The 17279-nt window shown below is 23.9% G+C and carries 16 protein-coding genes and 1 pseudogene; 7 read left to right on the top strand and 10 right to left on the bottom strand.

Features of this window, described 5'->3' with window-relative positions:
• Positions 1–25: 25 nt before the first annotated feature.
• From AFAEC_RS12490 to AFAEC_RS07215, 7 genes and pseudogenes are all read right to left on the bottom strand, one after another.
• A pseudogene (locus tag AFAEC_RS12490) lies at positions 26–217 on the bottom strand (IS256 family transposase); the annotation flags it as partial.
• A gap of 74 nt (positions 218–291) precedes the next feature.
• Positions 292–2379, bottom strand: coding sequence for a methyl-accepting chemotaxis protein (locus tag AFAEC_RS07190; protein WP_026806885.1), 2088 nt, complete (start codon positions 2377–2379; stop codon positions 292–294).
• A gap of 211 nt (positions 2380–2590) precedes the next feature.
• Complete coding sequence (locus AFAEC_RS07195) at positions 2591–2836, bottom strand: hypothetical protein (protein WP_026806886.1); 246 nt, start codon at positions 2834–2836, stop codon at positions 2591–2593.
• 282 nt (positions 2837–3118) lie between these two features.
• Entirely contained in the window at positions 3119–3634 is a 516-nt protein-coding gene (locus AFAEC_RS07200) for a hypothetical protein (RefSeq protein ID WP_026806887.1), read from the bottom strand.
• A 2-nt stretch (positions 3635–3636) separates the two neighbouring features.
• Complete coding sequence (locus tag AFAEC_RS07205) at positions 3637–4224, bottom strand: hypothetical protein (protein WP_026806888.1); 588 nt, start codon at positions 4222–4224, stop codon at positions 3637–3639.
• Position 4225: 1 nt separating this feature from the next.
• Positions 4226–5032 carry a hypothetical protein gene (locus AFAEC_RS07210; RefSeq protein WP_026806889.1) on the bottom strand — a complete coding sequence of 269 codons (807 nt, stop codon included), beginning with the start codon at positions 5030–5032 and terminating at the stop codon, positions 4226–4228.
• A complete protein-coding gene (locus tag AFAEC_RS07215; RefSeq protein ID WP_225442365.1) occupies positions 5022–8186 on the bottom strand; it encodes a type VI secretion system Vgr family protein in 3165 nt (1054 codons plus the stop codon). Before AFAEC_RS07215 ends, AFAEC_RS07210 begins: the two co-directional genes overlap by 11 nt.
• Before the next feature lie 317 nt (positions 8187–8503).
• On the opposite strand from AFAEC_RS07215, the gene AFAEC_RS07220 reads away from it, so the two are divergent.
• A complete protein-coding gene (locus AFAEC_RS07220; protein ID WP_026805414.1) occupies positions 8504–9184 on the top strand; it encodes a YggS family pyridoxal phosphate-dependent enzyme in 681 nt (226 codons plus the stop codon).
• 10 nt (positions 9185–9194) lie between these two features.
• Here AFAEC_RS07220 and AFAEC_RS07225 read toward each other — a convergent pair whose 3' ends face one another.
• The gene (locus AFAEC_RS07225) at positions 9195–9404 is read right to left on the bottom strand and encodes a tautomerase family protein (RefSeq protein WP_026805413.1); all 210 of its coding nucleotides are present in this window, start codon (positions 9402–9404) and stop codon (positions 9195–9197) included.
• A 90-nt stretch (positions 9405–9494) separates the two neighbouring features.
• Between AFAEC_RS07225 and AFAEC_RS07230 the strand changes: the two genes are divergently transcribed.
• Both AFAEC_RS07230 and AFAEC_RS07235 read left to right on the top strand, forming a co-directional pair.
• Positions 9495–10322, top strand: a complete 828-nt coding sequence (locus AFAEC_RS07230) for a LysR family transcriptional regulator (RefSeq protein WP_026805412.1) — start codon at positions 9495–9497, stop codon at positions 10320–10322.
• Positions 10323–10428: 106 nt separating this feature from the next.
• Positions 10429–10647, top strand: a complete 219-nt coding sequence (locus tag AFAEC_RS07235) for a hypothetical protein (RefSeq protein WP_026805411.1) — start codon at positions 10429–10431, stop codon at positions 10645–10647.
• A 140-nt stretch (positions 10648–10787) separates the two neighbouring features.
• Here the strand turns inward: AFAEC_RS07235 and AFAEC_RS07240 are convergent, their stop codons facing one another.
• Positions 10788–11741 (bottom strand): endonuclease/exonuclease/phosphatase family protein, encoded by a 954-nt coding sequence (locus AFAEC_RS07240; RefSeq protein ID WP_225442366.1) that lies wholly within the window; start codon positions 11739–11741, stop codon positions 10788–10790.
• Positions 11729–13489, bottom strand: coding sequence for a sensor domain-containing diguanylate cyclase (locus AFAEC_RS07245; protein WP_026805409.1), 1761 nt, complete (start codon positions 13487–13489; stop codon positions 11729–11731). Before AFAEC_RS07245 ends, AFAEC_RS07240 begins: the two co-directional genes overlap by 13 nt.
• A 149-nt stretch (positions 13490–13638) precedes the next feature.
• Here AFAEC_RS07245 and AFAEC_RS07250 point away from each other — a divergent pair, with 149 nt between their 5' ends.
• The 4 genes from AFAEC_RS07250 to AFAEC_RS07265 are packed head-to-tail and all read left to right on the top strand — an operon-like array spanning position 13639 to position 17148.
• A complete protein-coding gene (locus tag AFAEC_RS07250) occupies positions 13639–14076 on the top strand; it encodes a hypothetical protein (RefSeq protein WP_026805408.1) in 438 nt (145 codons plus the stop codon).
• 28 nt (positions 14077–14104) lie between these two features.
• Positions 14105–14785, top strand: a complete 681-nt coding sequence (locus AFAEC_RS07255) for a response regulator transcription factor (RefSeq protein ID WP_026805407.1) — start codon at positions 14105–14107, stop codon at positions 14783–14785.
• Complete coding sequence (locus AFAEC_RS07260) at positions 14782–15999, top strand: ArsS family sensor histidine kinase (RefSeq protein ID WP_026805406.1); 1218 nt, start codon at positions 14782–14784, stop codon at positions 15997–15999. Before AFAEC_RS07255 ends, AFAEC_RS07260 begins: the two co-directional genes overlap by 4 nt.
• A 21-nt stretch (positions 16000–16020) precedes the next feature.
• Complete coding sequence (locus tag AFAEC_RS07265; protein WP_225442415.1) at positions 16021–17148, top strand: BaiN/RdsA family NAD(P)/FAD-dependent oxidoreductase; 1128 nt, start codon at positions 16021–16023, stop codon at positions 17146–17148.
• The last annotated feature ends 131 nt before the right edge of the window (positions 17149–17279 follow it).

The raw sequence follows: 17279 nt of genomic DNA on the forward strand, positions 1-17279 counted from the left end.
ATAATTTATCAAGCCCTCCTTCAAATTAGATACCTAATTGAGAAATAGTTAAACTCAAATTTTTAATTAGTATAATCCATTTTTGTTCGGCATTTTCTATACCTATAAATAGCAATTTTAAAAGACTTTTATCCCCCTTTTATTCTTAGTTGATTTTCTAAATTGTATGCACTAATTCAATAATATTTATTGTATAAATTACTCTTATTAGATCTTCTTATTTATTAATTTCATACAACCTATATCTTTTAATAATTTAGGGGTTACTATATTTTTACAATTCATTTTCAATTAAAAACTTTCCCATTCATCATTTGAAGTATTAGATTTTATTGAAGTAACTTTTGTATCTTTTTGAATAGATTTTACGAGTTTATCATTAGCATTATTACTACTTACAGATTTTTTAATACTTCTACTACCAACTATATTTATCTCTTTAGCCTTTACTTCATCTTTTCCTATAAACTCTTTAGAATTAGCATTACTTACAACCAATTTTGCTATATCATCTGTTACTACTGCTACATCTTGTGTTTGACTTGCTATCATAGCATTTTGTTGTGTTTGCTGATCTAATTGATTTACTGCATCATTAATTTGTTCAATCCCCATAAGTTGCTCTTTACTTGCCATTTCAACATCTTTAATCAAATTTATAGTTTGGTCAATAGAGTTATTTAATCCTTCATAACCTTTTATCATATTATTAGCTATATCTTTACCTTCATTTGCTTTCAAAGTTGCATTTTCAACAATATTTTTTATCTCTCTTGCTGCTTCTGCACTTCTACTTGCCAAATTCCTTACTTCTCCAGCAACAACTGCAAACCCTTTTCCAGCTTCCCCTGCTGTTGCTGCTTCTACCGCTGCATTTAAAGATAAAATATTTGTTTGGAATGCTATTTGATCTATTACACTTATTGATTCATTAATTAGATTTACTTGTTTATTTATTTCATCCATTGCTATTGTTGTTTGACTTGCTAACTTTTCACCTTGACTTGATGCTTTTGTTATTTCATCTGAATATTGAGCCATTTTTGCAATATTTTCTGTATTATTTCTTATATTACTTGTTATCTCTTCTAATGCTGCTGCTGTCTCTTCCAAACTTGCTGCTGCTTCATTTGAACTTAGGTTCAATTTATCTACATTTGAAAGTAAGATATTTGAACTATTTTCTAAAGTCAATCCATTAGCTTTATTCTCTTTTAGCATAGTTGTTATTGAATCACCTAGACTATTTACACCATTTGCTAATTTTAATAGATGCTCTTTTAAGCCTTTCTGATCTATTTTATTTAAATAATTATAACTTGCATATTGCTCTAATATTTTTAATACATTATCTATATTATTTTCTAAATTATTTGCCATCTTATTTAAAACTGATTTTAACTCCATTAATGCTGGATTATTAACATTTAAGTTTAATCTTTGACATAAATCTCCTTGTTCGAACTCGCTTAATACTGCTATTGTCTCATCTATTAATCTTCTATCTTCTTCTATTCCCATTTTTGCTTTATCTATATTTGTATTTAAGACTTTTGCCATTTGACCAAATTCATCTTTTGAGTAATTCTCTATTTTATGAATTTCTTGTGTTTCTGCATTTAAATATCTAAAAAATTCATCTAAAGTATTTTGGAATATATTTAAAGGTTTAATAATAATTTTATTTAAAGATGGAACAATTATTAAAATTAACCCAATTGATATAATAATTGTTATTACAACTGCTATAAATAATAACTTATTAATATCATTATTTACATCTTCTCTTAATACATCTATCCCTTTTTTAATATCATCTGCATAAATTCCAGTAACTAAAACCCAATTAAACTCAGCAATATAAATAGATGATGCCATTTTTAATGTAATTTCTTTTGTAGTTGGATTTTCATAATAATATGTTATATATTTTTGTTCTTTTGCATATTTAATTAAATCTTCTCTAAAAGGATAACCCTTTGCATCAGGTGCTTTTATATCTGTTTTTTGATTATTTAACTTTTGATTTGGATGAAATCCAAAATAGTACCCATCTTCTCTTTTTTCATAAGCAAAAAAATACCCACTTTTATCATCTAAATATCTTATTCCATTTAAAAGTTCTATAACTTTTAATTTTGCAACCTCTATATCTTGCTCTTTTGCAATTATAGTGTCAATCATACTTTTAGCGACTTCAAATTCATGTTTTATTAAAGCCTCTTTCTCTTTAGTAATTGCAACTTCAAATTTCTTTAAAGTCTCATTTAAAGTATTTTGAGTTCTGGAAAAATTGACACTAGAAAGTATAAAAATACCAATTATAAAAGGTATCATTGTTATTCCAAAAATCTTAACTTTTAATGAATTTATATTCATTGTAATACTCCTACATATTAAATCCTATATAATAGAAATAATTATCTCTAATCTTTCCATTACAGTACTAAGGTATTTTATTATAATTATTTTTTGTGTATTTTAGAAACAAATCTTTAGTATAGTAGAAAATAAGCTCTTCTTTATATCTCTTTAACTATAGAAACTTTTAATATTAAGCCTTTTGCATAATTGAGTTTTTTATCTGTTTTTATAATATAGTTAGATTACTATCTTTTTCTACATAATCCATATCATTTATAGAAGATTGTTTTACTATATTAGCACTCAATGATTTTACTTTTACTTTTTCATAGAGTGGTTTTTCTATTATTGGAATAGTTACACTATTTGTTTTTAATCCACCATAAGATATATTTGGGTTTACTGATTTTGAGTTTAGGTATATACCACTTTGATTTACTGTTATTACATTCCCTTTACTTCTTATTGACACTCCTTGTGTTCCAACTAATTCTATTATCTTTGCTTCTTGTTTTATTGACTTTGAGTTTATATGAAAATTCTCTTTTACATCAATTCTAAAATCTTTATCTATTTGTTTAAAGAGATTTTGAAGGTATTTTAGTTTTACATCTTTTTCTACATAAGTAATCTTATTACCTTTTACTCTTTGTATAAAATCCTTTTCTATTAGTTCTTTTATTGTGTTTTTTACTCTTATATTTAAATCTTCATTAGCAACGAGAATATTAATATCTATTTTTTCATTATAAATCTAATTTCCAACTTTTTTTAAAACTAAAATTACATCAGTTTGTCTATAGAAATACCATAAATCATTATTATCTATTTCAAAAATACCTGAATGGTAAGATTGTTCTAAATCATCTTTATTTTCATAAACTTTTAATAATTTTATAAAATCTCTATTCATACCAAAACCTGAAAAATCACTATAGTTTCTATCTGGAACATTACCTTCTTCTTTATATCGTTTTATACACTCTATTTTATATATAGGATTTTTTATAGCTTCCTTATCTTGCCAAGAAGGCTCTTTATATTCCTCTTTTGTGATTATATACTCACTTCCAATGTTTTTTGAAACTATCATCTCTTCAAGATTTTTATCATAAAAAGAAGAACTTTTCCCAAAAAAATCTACAATATAAATACCCAAATAACTTTCTATAGAGTCTTGATTACACTCTTTTTGCATTTTTAAATCTACTTCATCTGCACTTAATATTTTTATAAATATTAATAATAGAATAAATAGTTTTTCTAACATTCTTAATCTTTTTTCTTATTTAGGCATTTTTGTATTTTAATTTTTATATCTTCTGTATTATCATCTTCACTATATATACAAGTTAATGGAGTATTTTCATAAAGTAAATTTTGTAATTCGATAAAGTCTAAGATTATATATATATATTTATCTTTAAACTCTTTATAATATATCTCAACAGCATAATCTTCTTGAAAACTCCTTCCAACCTGTTTCATTGATATGACTTTTATATTTTCTTTACATTCTTTTATTTCCAAATCAGTATAAGACCCCATAGAAGTATTAATAAATTTAAGCATTATAGTATCATCATCTATTTGTTTTATTTCATTTATTGAATGATATGGGAATACTGAATAATAATCATCTGTAAATATAAAACTACGAAGTGGTAATTTTATTTTAAGTTCTTTATTAAATATTTCTAAATTCTCATAAATATAACAAGTACCATATTCAATACAAGTTTTTTCTATCTCTTCTTTATTATTAAAAACTTTTTCATTATTATATATAGTATTTATCTTTACATCTTCTCCATATAAATTAAATATAAATAATAATATTAAGATTAGTTTTAATTTCATTTTAATTTACTCCAAAAAATTCTTTTATCCATTTTGTATATTCCTGCCTCTCTTTTAAATTATTTATTCCCCCATTAATAATTTTTGTAACTTCCATAATATCATTATTTGATAATCCCTTATCCATATATTCCATTAATTTTATTTTATTTGTTTCTCCTTTTAATCCTATTGTTGAAAACCAACCTGCTGAGTCAAAAGCATAAAATAAATCTGTTGATAGTTTTTTTGTAAAAGGAATAAGTTTATTAATATAAAATTCTTCATTAAGGATAGTGTTATTATTAAGTACAGCTTTTACTGAAGTATATTTACCTTTTCTTAATTTATTAAAAATATCATAATAATTTGTATTATAGATATAATCATAATACCCTAGATAGTTATAATCGTGAGTTAGTTGTTTCATTCCTCTTCCTCTAAAATCACAACCTCCATCATAACCATTACATTTTCCAGATGCTTCTTGTAAAGCCCTGAAACTCATAGTTTCTAAATACATTTGTGCTAAAAAATGTATTCTTCTATAACAAGTAGTTATTTGATATTTTTTAAACATCTTATTCATTTCATTAACAAATAATTCAATCTTTTTTTCATTATCTTTTAAAATATCATTTTTATTTATAATAATATCTGTAATTTGTTCTTCTCTCTTTAAATCAAAAAAACTTTCTTTATAGGTCTTAAGATTTTGTTTATCCCTTAAAAAATATATCAATTCAATAAATGTTTTTACATTTAAAGAACAATTCCCAACTTTAATAGTAACTTCTCTACAACAATTTAAAATTTCATTATTTTTCATAAATCCAACCTTTTATATCGTTTATTTGATTATCTTCAAGATTAAATTCTTTTTGTAAATCTTCTATTTTAAATTTATACTCTATTTGATTATTATTAACTTTTGAATTATCTTCTTTTATTGCTAGTTCTTTTTGAGTTTTATCGAGTAGAGTTAATTTTATTTTTAATTCTCGACTATCTTCCAAATTAATAGTATCAGCTTTTAAAGTATATAAATCATCTTCACTATTTGGATTATCTTTTTCTATTCTAAGATTTGTAATTATTTGTAAATCTTCATCAAACACAGCCATAGCATTAGCACTATTTTCTACACTTTGATTATTTTCAATATATGAGTTAAAATTTATCTCATATACCTTCTCTTCTTTTATATTATGTCTTATTCTCTCTTGTCCATTATATTTTGAATTTATTTTATTTTCTATCTTCCATCTTATTTGTTTTAATTCATCTTCTGTTGCTTCTTCTACATTTAATATTGCTTTTAGTTCTACTTCTTCATTTGTAATATATTTTAAGGCTATATCTACAACTCTTACATCTCTTTTTAATTCTACTAATACATAACCTTCTTCTTTTGAGTTATTTGCAAAGGCAAATATATGTGCATATTTATATCTATTTGTTTTTGAAATATTTAGGGATAATTGGGTTTTATTTATAACTATATCATCACCATTATCTATCTCATCTATTACTATATTATTATCATTTTTATCATTATTCTTTACTACTACAAATTGAAGTTGATTTAATTGAGATTGATTTAAGTTAATATCTTCTATCCAAGTATCATTTTTATATATAAGAGTATTTGCTTCTACAATTACAGTATCAGTTATAGAAGATTGTTTTACTATATTAGCACTCAATGATTTTACTTTTATTTTTTCATATAGTGGTTTTTCTATTATTGGTATAGTTACACTATTTGCTTTTAATCCACCATAAGATATATTTGGGTTTACTGATTTTGAGTTTAGGTAAATACCACTTTGATTTACTGTTATTACATTCCCTTTACTTCTTATTGACACTCCTTGTGTTCCAACTAATTCTATTATCTTTGCTTCTTGTTTTATTGACTTTGAGTTTATATGAAAATTCTCTTTTACATCAATTCTAAAATCTTTATCTATTTGTTTAAAGAGATTTTGAAGGTATTTTAGTTTTACATCTTTTTCTACATAAGTAATCTTATTACCTTTTACTTTTTGTATAAAATCCTTTTCTATTAGTTGTTTTATTGTATTTTTTACTCTTATATTTAAATTTTCATTAGCATAGATATTATAATCTTTATTTACAGTTGTTATTTTCTCTTCATCTACAGTTTGTGTTAGGTTCTTTTTTACATTTATTGTATAGTCTGATTTTACATTTAAGTTTGAGTTATTATTTACATCTTCTTTTTTATCATTCTCTATTAGATTACTTTGATTATGTTTAACTATTTTTGTCTCATCATTTAGTATTAGAGTATTCATATCTTTTTGAGCTTTTATATTTAACTCTTCATTTCCTTGTTTATCTTCAAAGAGTATTTCATTATATCCTTCCTCATTTTCATATTGAGGAGTTGTATATGTTCTTATATAGCTTTTTGTTTTATTAGCTGGGAGTGGGTAAGGTATTTTATTCTCACCATTATACAAAGTTCCTATTATTATTGGGCAATCTGGGTTACCATTTACAAAGCTTACTATTACTTCACTATTTACTCTTGGAATAAATTGTGAGCCATAATTATTTCCACTAGATAGATTTGATACTCTTAAGTAACAAGAGGTTGTTTTATTTCTTTCAAAATGAAACAGAACTCTTACTCTTCCTTCTTCATCTACATCTATACTATTTTGATTTTGGTTTATTGGTGAGTTATTTACATCTTGAGAGCTTACTATTGCTGTTTGTACTCCATATATCTTTGGTTTTTTTATTGTAACTTTGGGTTTATATATTATATCTTTTGGGATTGCTTTAAACTCTACACTATATTGCATATTTGAGTTTATATCTTTTATATCATTTAGTTTTGAATACTCTTCTAAGGCATTTGGAAAGTATGCTTTATAGTTTACTTCTATTATTATTACATCTTCTTCTTTATTCTCTTTTTCACTTACTATTAAGGCATTTAAACTATCTTTTACTATTAATTCATTTGAAACTGCTTCTATTATATTTGATTGACTATACTCTTTATTTGTATCTATATTTGTGTATCTATTTAAATCTTCATACAAGCTTTCATTTAACAAGTTTAGTTTATCTCTAAAGCTCTCTTTTTCTATATCATTTCTTAATTGTTTACTACTTGCATTATCTTTTATCTTACTACTAGTTACTACCTTTGTTTTCTCTATTTTATACTCTTGGCTTGGATTATTCTTATCATAGTAATCTTCTATATGTTTACTTGCTTTAAACTCTATTTTATGATTATATGTACACAATATCTTACTATCTATTTTCTCTACATAATCATTTAATTCACACAATACTATTTTAAAGCTACTATTATCATCTTCTTTAAATATTAAAGAGTATCCCTCTTCTTCACAAAGCATTAAGATAAACTCTAAATCACTTTGATTATATTGGGTTGTATAATCTTTTATTGGATATTTTATATTATCTACTCTTATCTCTAATGAAATATTTAATAAGGCTCTATATCTTGTTACTATTTTATTTATAATATCTGTTGCACTTAGACTATGATATATCTCATATTTATTATTTAATCCCAAATAGTATATTGGATGTACCACTTCTATTTTATACATATATTTATTTGATACTATACTATCTTCACTAGCTTTATAAATCTTTCCAAAGATTGTTTTACAAGATTTTAAATTTACTAAATCCTCTAAAACTATCTCTACATCTGTATCTACTATATCTTCTACTTCTATTCTTTCATTACTTATAAAGGTTATCTCATATTCATATACTTTATTTACTCCACTTTTCCCTTCTAAATTATAGATTGAATAATTCCCATCTGTATTCCCATATAAATCATTACTTTTATAGTTTAAAAGTTTTAACCTTGCTTTTATCTCTTGAACTTCTTTTTGATTATTCATTATCGTATCTTTGATATCTTTTATTTGATCTTTTAGAAAATTTAGATTTTGCATATGTTACTCTTAGTTTGGATTATGATTTAATGATTCAAATTAGAAAATTAAATAACTAAAAATATTAGTATAAGATAATTTATAAAGATATTAAAATTTGGGTTTTCTTTTATATTTTATTAAAATTTTTATTGAGCTTACTTACTATATTATTAAAAGTTTCTCTTTTTTAGTCATTTTTATATAATTATGTACATTTAATTCGATGTTAGATAATATTTCAGAACGTATAATTATTATCCCTACTTTTTATTTAAAATATTCAATTTAGTAGGGTTTGTTTATAATATATATTTCTAAATAATTAAAGGTTTTTTATGGATAAAATTATAGCAACAAAAAATTTAGATAACTTAATAACAAAAGTTGAAGCTGCAAGATTAAGAGTTAGTGAGCATCATATAGTAAAGATTATTGGTATCTCAAAATATGCTTCAAGTGAAGATATAAAAACTCTTTATGAAGTAGGACAAAGAGCTTTTGGAGAAAATAAAGTTCAAGATTTAAAAGAGAAAAGTCAAACTTTAGAGAATCTGCCTATTGAATGGCATTTTGTCGGAACTTTACAAAAGAATAAGATAAATAACCTTATTGATTTAAATCCTACTTTAGTTCACTCTTTAGACTCTTTGCCTTTAGCACTTGAATTAAACAAAAAATTAGTTGAAAGAGATAAAAAATTATCTTGTCTTCTTCAAATTAACTCAAGTTATGAAAATACAAAATCTGGAGTTGATCCTAAAGAAGCAATAGATATTTATAAAAAAATCTTAGAACTTTGCTCAAATATTACTCTAAAAGGTGTTATGACTATTGGAGCAAATAGTGAAGATGAAGAATTAATCAAAAAAAGCTTCACTATTACAAAAGAGATTTTTAATACTCTTATTCCTTTTGGAGCAAGATATTGCTCAATGGGAATGAGTGGAGATTTTGAATTAGCAATTGCCTGTGGTTCAAACTTAATAAGAGTTGGTTCAACACTATTTAAAAACTAAGAGCAAATATCTATTTTTGCTCTTTTCGTATTTTTGTAACTGATTTTCCACCTATATAGTAATTATCTGTACTAAATTCTTCCACCAAAACAACTGCATTTGACGATGATCTATTAAAAATCTTACTAAAAAGTTCTGTTATCCCTTTTGCTAACTCCTCTTTTTGTTCAACTGTTGCTCCACCATCTTCTTTTGTCATTTTTATATTTATAACTGGCATTTATACTCCTTTTTAATTTTTTTATATTATCATTAAAAGTGATAATCTGTCAAATATAAAATTAGTATTGATGATATAAGGAAAAGTGATATGGATTCAAATTTATTAAAAATTTTTGTTGAAGTTGCAAATGAAAAAAGTATCTCAAAAGCAGCTGTAAATCTAGATTTTGCCCAATCAAATGTAACTTCAAGAGTAAAGCAATTAGAAAACTCTATTGGAGTTTCACTCTTTCATAGAGTTCCCAAAGGTGTAATATTAACAAAAGAAGGAGAAAAACTCTACTCTTATGCTATAGAAATTGTAAAAAAACTTGAACTAGCAAATTATGAAATGCAAAATATAAACCAACAAACTCATTTAATAATTGGTTCAACTGAATCAAATGCAAGTACAAGATTAATCCCTTTTTTACTTCAATTAAACAGTGATTTCCCAAATATGAGTTTAGAATTAATTACAAATACAACAAAAGATACTATTAAAAATTTATTAGATTATACAGTTGATATTGCATTTATAAGTGGAGAACCAAAAAATGATAATTTGATTGTTTTAAATAAAATAGATGAAAATATAGTTTTAGTTGAACCAAAAAATAAAGTATCTGTTAATACCTTTTTATCTTTTAAAAATGGTTGCTCTTACAATGAATTTGGACAAAACTACTTAAAAGAGATTTTAAATGAGGATTTTAAACATCTTGAATTTGGAAATTATGAGACAATTTTAGGCTGTATAAAAGCTGGTATGGGAAAAAGTATTTTACCACTTAGTATAGTAGAAAAATTAAATTATAAAAAAGATTTAAAAATTACAAAAATATCCAAAAAAATTGTAGATATACCAACTTTTTTAGTTTGCAGAAAAGATTATATTCCTAGAATTAAAGATTATTTAGAAAACTTTAAATTCTAAGTAAATATTTACTTAAAACAATCTATTTATATAATAAAAAATAGTTTAATTTAGTTTTGAGAAATTAGAAATAAAAGACAAAATAGATTAATTTAAAAGGAAAGAAATGCAATTACCAGATTTAATAGGTATCTATTTAAATAAGTATCTAATGGAACCTATTGGAAATTTTTTAAATATACCTGAAAGTATTATTATATTTATTTTAATTGGAATAGGAATAATAATTTTTGGATATTGGAGTAAAGCAAAGGTATATAATTTTAATAGAGCTAGTCCTTTAGTTGAGGAAACCAGTAGAAAAATTAGTGAAAAAAAGCATTAAATGAAAAATTAACATTTAATCAGAGAGTAGCATTATGGGTAGAAGATGGAAAAGGAATAAAAATTTTCAACAAAATAGGTTTTACAATTATATTAATAAGTATTATATTTTCGATAATAAATAAAATAATTTAAATAAAATTAAACCTCTAATTCACAAACAACTTGTGCATGGTCACTTTGTTTTAAGCTTCCATTTTGATTTTTTTGTAAATGCTCATCAAAAACTTTATGACTTTTCACACTATTTTTTAGCTCATTTGATACAAAGATAAAATCAAGAGTATTTCCTTTGCCTACAAAATAGCTTGTAGGTATTCTTTGTATACCTTTAAACTCTGGATGAGGATTATAGACTTTTTTAGGAGCTAAATCATAGCTATCATATAAAATAAAATCATCTTTTTTTAACTCTTTTATATAAAATCTTCTGTTTGTCAAAGCTTCAATAGTTACTGAGAACTCTCTATCATTCAAATCACAAAGTAAAATAGTAGGATTTTTCTGCTTTTTTATATCAAAATGTAGAGTTTTTGCCTCATTTATTCTCTGCTTTAATGAAAGAGAGTAGTTGTTTTTCAATGCTGTTTCTAATTTCTCTTTTTTCTCTTCTAAAGTGGAGTTTGTAGTGAATTTATACTCAAACTCATTTAATCTATTTGATTTTAAATGAGCTATATAAACTACTATTTCCAAACTCTCTTTTAAGCAAATAGTAGCTTTTATAGGCTCTCTTGCAAAAGTGAAATCATCTTTTCTTGATACTTTTTCAATAGATTTTATAGGAAATTTACTTGCAAGTGCAACAGTTGTACTTTTGTAAGTTTTTGTCTTTTCTTCTAATATTGGTTTATCTACAACTATAAAATCTTTAAATCCACACTCAAAACAGAGCTCTTTTAACTCATCTTGTGAAAAGACCTCTTGAAACCCTACAATTTGACAATCCATTTTTAATAATTGCTCTTTTATCCAAGCTTTTTTCTCTTGCCAATCTTGTGCTGAGAATCTCTCTTTTTTTGTATAAAAAGAGAACTCTGAAGAGCAAAATTGAAAAAGATTAAAAGTTGCTATTTTTAAGTTTATTTTATACATATTGTATTCCTTCCAAGTTTTTTTGCTTCATAAAGATTGTCATCAGCTTCTTTATAAAATTCATCACTATTCTTTATATTTTCACCTAGTTTACATAAAGCCCCAAAGGAAGAAGTTATATAGCTTGAAACTTTGCTAGATTTGTGTTCTATTTTTAGATTTTCAATATCATTTTTTATTGAATATATAAATTGCTCTATTTTCTCTTTTTCTAAATTTGTAATAATTGCAAACTCTTCTCCTCCAATTCTAAAAGCAAAATCACTAGCTCTATTTGTTCTACTTTTTAAGACTTTTGTAACCTCTTGTAGTACAATATCACCTTTTTGATGACCATAAGTATCATTATATTGTTTAAAGTAATCTATATCCAAAATTATTAAACAAAGATATTTATTCTCTCTTTTTGCTCTATTTATCTCTTCTTCAATTTTCAAATTAAAAAATCTTCTATTAAAAAGTTGAGTTAGTTCATCAGTAATTGATAACTTTTTAAGCTCTTTTTCAAGACAGTTTTTAACTTCAAGTGTTTTATTTAAGCTATTTCCAAGAGTAACAAACTCTTTATAAGTTAATTTTTCTGTATCTATATTCTTATTTTCTAAAGATGCCTTTGTAAAAGCTTGAATTAGATTTTCTATATTCGTATTTATAAAATTAGACATCTTTTTTGATATAAAATATATAGCTATTAATATGAGTAAAAATATTCCAAATATTGAAGTTAATTGTTTTTGTATATTTTGTTTAAAAATTAGCTCTTTTTTCTTTATCTCAGCATTAATTTCATCTAAATATACTCCACAACCAATAATCCAACCATATTCGCCATATCGTTTTACAAAAGATATTTTTTCAAACTCTTCTATACTATTTGGTTTTTTAAATTTATATTCAAAAAAATCTCCATCTAAATTTTTTGAAGTCTCTAATTGTTGTTGAAGAATTATAGGATAAGGATGTGTTTTAGGCTTGTCTAATTTTTTACCTTCAAAAATTAAACTATTTCCATCTATAGAATTTACAAAAGTGTAGCCACTATTTTCATATTTTAAAGTGCTTATCCAGTTTAGTAACTCCTCTTTATTTTTTTTTCTTAATTCATCAAGATATTCTCCCATTCCAATATGCCAATCAAAAGGCTCAAAAAGTTTTATATATGATAGTTTTGAATATTGTGTTTTATCTTTTACATCAGGCTTTATAAAACTATGTATTGTAAAACCTTCATTCTGTTCTAATGCAATTTTTGATTGATCTTGAATTACAGGACGATTTTTTATATCTTTTAAATTCCAAATATCAAAATAGCTATCAAAAAAAAGCTCTTTATTAAATAATATAGCTTGTCCCTTATTACTATTTATAAAAAAGTAGTTATTATCATCTTTAAATCTTAAATCTTTTAGAGCTTTTGCAATTAAAAATTTTATTTCATCTTCACTTTTTATACTTATATTCTCATTATAAATATTCATAGCAATAGTATATGCTTGATTTACTCTAGCTTTTAGTTTATCATTTAAATTTTTTACTAATAATTTCTCTTTATATTCAATTAGACTTGTTATCATCATCACTTCATTTTTTGCTTCTCTTTTTTTCTGTTCAGTAAACTCCTTCTTTAGATGATTTAAATCACTATTAAAACTATTATATTGGAATAAGATAGAGGTAAAAAATGCTAATAAAATAGAGGAAAAAGCAGTTATAAATATAAATTTTTTGATAGACTTTGATAATTCCAATCTTTTTTTCCTTAACTTGTTTTATTATTTTAGTTTATCAAAATAGATATTATGATTTGATATATTCGTTAAGTTTATATTAATATTAAATTAAAATTTGATTAAAATGTAAATGCAATAATTTCATATATCAAAACAAAGGATAAAAAATGAAAAAAATTGTTTCAAGTTTAGCATTAGCATCAGTTTTAGTAAGTGGATTATATGCACAACATTGTGATATTAAAAAAGATGGTGAAAGATCATCTATGGATAAAAAACATTCAAAAAAACATCCAGAATTTAGAGGTGGGATTTTAGGTGTATTTAATGAATTAAATTTAAATGCTGATCAAAAAACAAAAATTGATGAGATTTTAAAAGATAGTAGAAAAAATCAAGAATTTCCTACTGATGCTTTTTCAAAAGATAGTTTTGACAAGGCAAAATTTGCAAAAATCATGAAGGATAAACAAGATAAAAAATTTGAGCAACAAGCAGAAGTTTTAGATAAAGTTTATAAAGTTTTAGATGTAAAACAAAAAGAGCAATTAAGAGTTTTACTTGATTTACAAAAAGAGAAAATGAAACAAAGATTTGAAAAATAAAAACTAAAGAATTATAAAAGGAGTAACTTTGATAAAAATTGCAATGATAGAGGATGATTTGGAGTTAGCAGAGGTTTTATCTTTGTATTTAAAACAATTTAATATTGAAGTTACAAATTTTGAAGAGCCATTTTTGGCTCTTTCTGCTTTAAGATTACAAAAATATGATTTAATAATTTTAGATTTAACACTACCTGGAATGGATGGATTAGATGTTTGCAAAGAGTTAGTAAAAGAGTTTAGTATTCCAATTATAATCTCTAGTGCTAGAAGTGATATTACAGATAAAGTAAGTGCTTTAAAGCTAGGAGCTGATGATTATTTGCCAAAGCCTTACGACCCAAGAGAGCTTGAAGTAAGAATTACAACTATTTTGCGAAGATTTAATAAATCAATAAAAAATGATGAGACAAATGATAAAAAAATATTTATTTTAGATGAAGAGAAAAAAGAGATTAAAAAAGATGGAAATTTTTTAAAATTGACTGCTGCTGAATTTGAGATATTAAGCCTTTTTATAAAAAGAGAGGGGTTTGTAGTAAGTAGAGAAGATATTTTTGAAAATTCTGATATTTTAAATAGCGATTATGATAGTAGTGGTTCTTTAGCTGTTATTATAAATAGAATACGGCATAAAATTGAAGATAATCCAAGAGAGCCCAAATATCTTCAAACTATAAGAGGAATGGGATATAAATTTATACAATGAATAAAGATTCTATAATATTTTCAATAACTTTAAACTATATAATCACAATAGTTTTACTTATATTTTCATTTGCTTTTTTGTTTACAAATGAGAAATTTACACAAGAAGAACAACTTTTTGATAGGTATAAACATCTTACAAAAATAGTTCATAAACAAAGAGGTGAATTAAATGTAGATTTTAAAAATATTTTACAAGAGATGAATTATGAGATATTTTTAAGAGATGATATTGATAAAATTCTCAAAAATAGAGATAGAAAAATATTTTTTTCAAGAAATAAAGGAAAAGATATTTTTGAGATTTTTGAATTAGATAGAAAAAACTATATTTTATTTGAAAATAATAGAGATAGAATTTTGATAAAAGATAATGAAAGTTTAGATTTTTCAAATAATCTTTATCTAGGATTAGTATTTGTTTTTCTATTTTTTGTAGTTACATTTTTATATATAAGAACTTTAAGAAAATTACTCCCTTTGAAAGTTTTAAAAGATAAAGTTATAAATTTAGGAGATGAAAAGTTTGATTTTGAGATAAAAAATAGTGGAAAAAAAGATGAAATTGCCATATTAACTGATGAGTTTAGAAAAAGTGCTCAAAAACTTAAAAATACAAAAGAGTCAAGAAATATTTTTATACGAAATATTATGCATGAATTAAAAACTCCAATTACAAAAGGAAAATTTCTTTTACAATTAGAAAATAGTCCTGAAAATATCGAAAAGTTAAAGATGGTTTTTAATCGTTTAGAAAGTTTAATAAATGAGTTTGCAACTATTGAAGAGCTTATTTCTCAAAGTAAAATTTTAGATAAGAAAAGCTATTTTTTAGAAGATTTACTTGATGAAGCAAAAGATATTTTGATGCTAGATGATGCTTTTGTAGAAAATTATTACTCTAATATTAAATTAAAAGTAAACTTTAAACTATTTTCAATAGCTATAAAAAACCTAATAGATAATGCAATAAAATACTCAGATGATAAAAAAGTAGAGATTAAAACTGTAAATGAAGATATTTTATTTATAAATCGTGGAAAAAAGCTTGAAGGTGATTTTGAAAAGTATTTAGAACCTTTTTATGGTAAAAATTCAAATGAATCTTTTGGTTTAGGACTTTATATTGTATTTAATATTTTAAAAGCAAATGGATATAATCTGCAATATAAATATGAAGATGACAAAAACATTTTTGTTATCAAAAAAGGATAAAAAATCTTTGATATAGCAATAATTGGAGCTGGGGCTAGTGGTCTTATGCTAGCTTCAAATTTAGATAAAAGAAAGTATAAAAATATCTGTTTAATAGAGACAAATAGTAAAATAGGTCAAAAAATAAAAGTTTCAGGTGGAGCAAAATGCAATATTACAAATGAATTTGTGACTTTTAAAAACTATTTAGGAGATAAAGATTTTGCTAAATTTATTTTAGATAATTTTTCAAAAGATGATTTATTAAAGTTTTTAAATAAACAAAAAATCTATCCAAAGCTAAAAGAAAATTTGGTAAAAGGAGCTTATTTTTGTGACTCTAGCCAAGATGTTATAGATATGTTTTTACTTCTTACAACACACATAAAAAAGTTTTTAGATACAAAAGTTTTAGATATTTCATATAGTGATTTTTTTACAATATTTACAAATAAAGAGCAAATAAAAGCAAAAAAAGTTGTAGTTGCAAGTGGTGGATTATCTTTTTCAACTTTAGGAGCTTCAAGTATTGCTTTTGATATTGCAAAAAAGTTTAATCATACAGTTTCAAGAGTTGAACCAGCTCTTGTAGGATTTACAGTTCAAAAAGAACAATTTTGGTTTAAAGAGCTTTCAGGTCTTTCAATGCCAGTAAATATCTTTGTGGAAGATAAAAAAATTGTGGGAAATCTACTTTTTGCACATAAAGGTTTTAGTGGACCAGCTGTTTTAACGGCTTCACTATATTGGACAAAAGGTAAAATAAAAATAGATTTTCTTACAAACAATAATTTAGAAAAACTTTTAAGTGGCAACAAAAATATCTCAACAGCTTTACTTCTACCAAAAAGATTTACGCAAGAGTTTTTGAAATCTATTGAATTAGAGGATAAAGCTTGTTCAAAACTAACTCTACAAGAGATAGAAAAACTAAAAATTTTAAAAAATTACAGTTTTGCTCCAGCTGGAAATTTTGGTTTTACAAAAGCAGAAGTTACAAAAGGTGGTATAGATACAAACGAGATAAATCATAGTTCATTTGAAAGTTTAAAGCAAAAAGATTTATATTTTATTGGTGAATGCTTGGATTTGACAGGTGAACTTGGCGGATTCAATTTTCAAATTATCTTTGCTCAAGCTTTTTTATGTAGTTTAGCTTTAAATAAATAACAAGTTATTTTTAGATAGGATATTTTAATATTTAGTATAAATTGGAGTTATTTATGTTTTTTGGAAAAAAAGAACTTGAAAACAAAGTTGTATTACTCGAAGATGAGATAAAAAAGTTAAGATACGAAATT

The organism is Aliarcobacter faecis (assembly GCF_013201705.1).
GTDB classification, from domain to species: Bacteria; Campylobacterota; Campylobacteria; order Campylobacterales; family Arcobacteraceae; genus Aliarcobacter; species Aliarcobacter faecis.

Bases quoted from the DNA above. Each gene is read 5' to 3' on its own strand.
- AFAEC_RS07220 (WP_026805414.1), top strand. From the start codon at position 8,504: ATGGATAAAATTATAGCAACAAAAAATTTAGATAACTTAATAACAAAA.
- AFAEC_RS07225 (WP_026805413.1), bottom strand. From the start codon at position 9,404: ATGCCAGTTATAAATATAAAAATGACAAAAGAAGATGGTGGAGCAACA.
- AFAEC_RS07260 (WP_026805406.1), top strand. From the start codon at position 14,782: ATGAATAAAGATTCTATAATATTTTCAATAACTTTAAACTATATAATC.
- AFAEC_RS07205 (WP_026806888.1), bottom strand. From the start codon at position 4,224: ATGAAATTAAAACTAATCTTAATATTATTATTTATATTTAATTTATAT.
- AFAEC_RS07190 (WP_026806885.1), bottom strand. From the start codon at position 2,379: ATGAATATAAATTCATTAAAAGTTAAGATTTTTGGAATAACAATGATA.
- AFAEC_RS07200 (WP_026806887.1), bottom strand. From the start codon at position 3,634: ATGTTAGAAAAACTATTTATTCTATTATTAATATTTATAAAAATATTA.
- AFAEC_RS07210 (WP_026806889.1), bottom strand. From the start codon at position 5,032: ATGAAAAATAATGAAATTTTAAATTGTTGTAGAGAAGTTACTATTAAA.
- AFAEC_RS07240 (WP_225442366.1), bottom strand. From the start codon at position 11,741: ATGTATAAAATAAACTTAAAAATAGCAACTTTTAATCTTTTTCAATTT.
- AFAEC_RS07250 (WP_026805408.1), top strand. From the start codon at position 13,639: ATGAAAAAAATTGTTTCAAGTTTAGCATTAGCATCAGTTTTAGTAAGT.
- AFAEC_RS07215 (WP_225442365.1), bottom strand. From the start codon at position 8,186: ATGCAAAATCTAAATTTTCTAAAAGATCAAATAAAAGATATCAAAGAT.
- AFAEC_RS07230 (WP_026805412.1), top strand. From the start codon at position 9,495: ATGGATTCAAATTTATTAAAAATTTTTGTTGAAGTTGCAAATGAAAAA.
- AFAEC_RS07235 (WP_026805411.1), top strand. From the start codon at position 10,429: ATGCAATTACCAGATTTAATAGGTATCTATTTAAATAAGTATCTAATG.